The organism is Ferruginibacter sp. (assembly GCF_031391665.1).
GTDB lineage: Bacteria > Bacteroidota > Bacteroidia > Chitinophagales > Chitinophagaceae > Ferruginibacter.
On record NZ_JANMUN010000116.1, the window covers coordinates 1 to 3755 of the forward strand.

Consider the following 3755-nt stretch of genomic DNA (forward strand, 5'->3'; position numbering starts at 1 on the left):
AAAATGGCATCGTTGGGAGAAGTAGCTTCGGGCATTGCACACGAAATACAAAACCCTTTAAATTTTGTAAATAATTTTTCTGAAATAACCGAAGAACTTGTGCTTGAGATGAAAGATTTACTTGCAGCAGAAAACGATAAAGCAAAAGCAACCGGGGAAATTGATCTGCTGGTAGAAGACATTGTTCAAAACCTTAAAAAAATAAATCATCATGGCAGGCGTGCAGATAATATTGTAAAGAATATGCTGCAGCATGGCCGAAGCAGCGGCAACGAAATTGTATTGACCGATGTAAATTATTTAGCCAACGAATACGTTAACCTGGCTTACCATGCTTTTAAAGTAAAAGACAAAACTTTTCATGCGGTAATAAATACCACATTAGACCCCACGCTGGAAAAAATAAATATTATAGCAGAAGATATTGGCCGTGTGCTGATGAATATTTATGATAATGCTTTTTATGCCATGAACGAAAAGAGTAAAAAAAATGAACCCGGTTATGAGCCCACTATAACTTTAACAACAAAAAGCGAAGGCAACAAAATAAAAATCATCATCAGGGATAATGGTATTGGTATTGCAAAAAAATATGCGGATAAAATTTATCAGCCGTTTTTTACCAGCAAGCCTACCGGCACGGGCACAGGGCTTGGCTTATCTTTAAGTTACGATATTATTAAAGCCCACCAGGGCGAAATAAAAGTAGATTCTGATGAAGGTGAATTTGCTGAATTTACAATAGAGCTTTTGTACGATTAATTTTTAGCGCAAATGAAATTAATCTACCCAACAAAATATTCCTGCACTACATTTGCTTTTTTAAAAAATAATTATGCAACAATTAAAAGATAAAACGGCTTTTATAACCGGTGGCAGCCGTGGCATTGGTAAAGCTATTGCCATTGCATTAGCAAAAGAAGGCACACATATTATTATTACCGGCCGCAACGAAGCATCGTTGCAGCAAGCACAGGCTGAAATAAGTAAAGAAGGTGTAAAAGTTATGTATGCAGTGATGGATGTTGGTAAACGTGGTGATGTAGAAAAAATTATTGCAGGCATTATTGCAAAATCGGCACCGATTGATATACTCATAAATAATGCAGGCATAGGCGCCTTTGGTAATTTTTTAGAAATGCCGCCAGAAAAATGGGAAGAGATTATACAGGTAAATTTAATGGGGGTGTATTATACCACCAGGGCAATTTTACCGGGTATGATGGAAAGAAAAACCGGCGACATAATAAATATTTCTTCCACCGCAGGTGAAAAAGGTGCAGCAGTTACCAGTGCTTACAGTGCATCAAAATTTGGATTGCTTGGCTTAACAGAATCTTTAATGATGGAAGTAAGAAAACACAATATAAGAGTGTGTGCATTAACACCAAGTACAGTGGCAACAGATATGGCGATAGATCTAAAATTAACCGATGGTAATCCTGATAAAGTTTTACAAGCTGAAGACATGGCAGAATTGGTAGTGGCACAATTAAAACTTAACCGCAGGGCTTTATTAAAAACGGCTTCGCTATGGTCAACTAATCCATAACAGATTTTTTAAAAATGTACCACACTTTTATTTATGCTGCCACAAAAAAATAATCCTTTACACAATATTACGCTGGAGCAAATAATGAATTATTTGGTAGAAACCTGTGGCTGGCAACATTTAGCTGAGCAAATCAACATTAATTGTTTTCAAAATAACCCCACTATAAAATCGAGTTTAATATTTTTACGCAAAACACCGTGGGCACGTACCAAAGTAGAAAGTTTCTATTTGTATGTAAAGAGAAAAAATAAATTGCCCTAACCCTTTGGCGTACCATTGATTTCCTTTGACTACAGTTTGATCAAAGCCAATTGATTTTCATTACCACGCCTTTGAAGGCGTGGAATGCAAATTTATTTCGCCGGCTTTAGCCAAATAAATAAAAAAACAACTCAAACAACTTCTCCATTTTAAAAAAAGAAACTTTCATTCTTAAATGAAATGTTAATCCTGCTCACGTGCAATAATTTCCCCATTTAAAAACACATGCTGGCATCATTTTTTCAGTTTCCCTTATTCTTTTATTCATTTTTAAAAATTACTACTATGAAAAGATTGATGTATGGAACGATAAGGCCGGTGGTGGGTGTTGTAATGGCAGCATTGTTATTTACTGCCTGTAAAAAAGATGATACTGTTATTCCGCAAACACCGGTTGCAGGTTTAATGGCATTTAACCTTGCACCTGATAAACCTGCTGTTGGTTTTGCTTTATCCGGTAACAATCTTGCTAATGCAGCATTGGGTTATACTAATTATACAGGTGTGTATCTTCCCATTTTTACCGGTACAAGAGAAGTAAGGTCATTTGATTACAGTACAGGTTCTACTCTGGCACTTGCTACAGGTAATTTTGCAGACAGTAATTATTACTCTGTATTTTTATTGGGTGCCAATGGCAGTTACCGCAACGTAGTTGTAAAAGATGCGCTGGATACACTTAAGGCTGCTGCTGGTAAAGCATGGGTACGTTATGTTAATGGTATTGCCGACAGTACTACATCCCCCGCAATTACTATTAGCGCAAATGGCGAAAGTGTAATAAACGAAAATGCGGCTTACGGAAGTGTGTCAGGCTTTGCACAGGTAAGCGCAGGCGCTGTTAACACCTCGGCAAATAATGGCGGCAGTATTGTGGTAAACCGTACCATTACGCTGGAAGAAAATAAAATTTACACGGTATTGTTTACAGGAATTCCTAACCAAACAGATTCTGCTAAAGTGGTGCAGATAAAATTTATTCAAAACGGTACAGTTACTCCGTAAATAAATTAAAAATAATTTTTCAAAACTCCGGGTTTAACAGCCCCGGAGTTTTTATTTTCTCTATTTCATTTTACTCTTGATCATCTTTGCTTTGTCTAAATGCTTTTTTAAAGTGGGCAATGTTTTAGCAGCAAAGTCTTTCACTTTGGCATTGCTGTTATCTGTTGCAGCTTTTTTAAATTCGTTTATATCTTTTTCATGATCTTCTATCATCATTGATATAAACATCTTATCAAAATCGGCCCCGCTTTTTGATCGCATTTCATTAATATGCATCTTTTGTTCTTTAGTTATATCAACAGGCATACTTATTTTTTCTGCTGCAGCAATTTCTTTTAGTTTGTTATTGGCATTGCCATGGTCAGTTTCCAGCATCTTACCATATTCTTTTACATCGTTACTCCCACCATTAGTTTGCGCCAACTTCCCCATGGTAACTTCCATAAAACCACCTTCGCCTGCCTTTGTAACAAATTCGTTTGGTGTACCTGGCGGAAGTACAGATGCATCCATTTTATTACTGTTAGAGTCGGGCATGGTGGCGTTGGGATTAGGCGCCAGGTTGGCATCAGTATCTGCTGTAGTGGTATCCGTAGTTGATTTTTCAGTGCTGGTGGTATTATTGCCGCAACTAAATAAAAACATTGTTGCTAAAAGGACAAAACACGGTTTTAAAAAATAGATTTTCATGATAAATTGTTTGAATGGTTTAAAAGTAGTGCAGTACCAAATATTGCGCCACGCCGGTTTTAAGTATATAACGGTGGGATAAGTTTAAAAGGGTGGGTAATTTATTTCTCTTTAGCTTTTTTTAAATAAAAATAAAAAAGGGGCTGGATAGAAATCCTGCCCCGTTTAAATCCAATATCCTATGAAAAACCGAGTTGCGAAAAGCTGTGGTTAGCAGCTGATCAATTATGTATATCCTGCTAAG

General features: G+C 36.7%; 5 protein-coding genes. 4 read left to right on the forward strand and 1 reads right to left on the reverse strand.

Translation table 11 applies throughout. From position 1 onward, the window contains the following. The 4 genes from ACY651_RS08945 to ACY651_RS08960 all read left to right on the forward strand — a co-directional run. Positions 1 to 762 (forward strand): sensor histidine kinase (locus tag ACY651_RS08945; RefSeq protein WP_462251835.1); only part of this gene is annotated, 762 nt, incomplete at its 5' end. A gap of 73 nt (positions 763 to 835) precedes the next feature. Further along, positions 836 to 1552 (forward strand): 3-ketoacyl-ACP reductase, encoded by a 717-nt coding sequence (locus ACY651_RS08950; RefSeq protein ID WP_462251837.1) that lies wholly within the window; start codon positions 836 to 838, stop codon positions 1550 to 1552. 33 nt (positions 1553 to 1585) lie between these two features. Continuing rightward, positions 1586 to 1816, forward strand: a complete 231-nt coding sequence (locus tag ACY651_RS08955) for a VF530 family protein (protein ID WP_462251839.1) — start codon at positions 1586 to 1588, stop codon at positions 1814 to 1816. A gap of 285 nt (positions 1817 to 2101) precedes the next feature. Beyond that, positions 2102 to 2821, forward strand: a complete 720-nt coding sequence (locus ACY651_RS08960) for a DUF4397 domain-containing protein (protein WP_462251841.1) — start codon at positions 2102 to 2104, stop codon at positions 2819 to 2821. A 60-nt stretch (positions 2822 to 2881) separates the two neighbouring features. Here the strand turns inward: ACY651_RS08960 and ACY651_RS08965 are convergent, their stop codons facing one another. Then, on the reverse strand, positions 2882 to 3511 hold the full coding sequence (locus ACY651_RS08965; protein ID WP_462251843.1) for a DUF4142 domain-containing protein: 630 nt from the start codon (positions 3509 to 3511) through the stop codon (positions 2882 to 2884). Positions 3512 to 3755 lie beyond the last annotated feature (244 nt).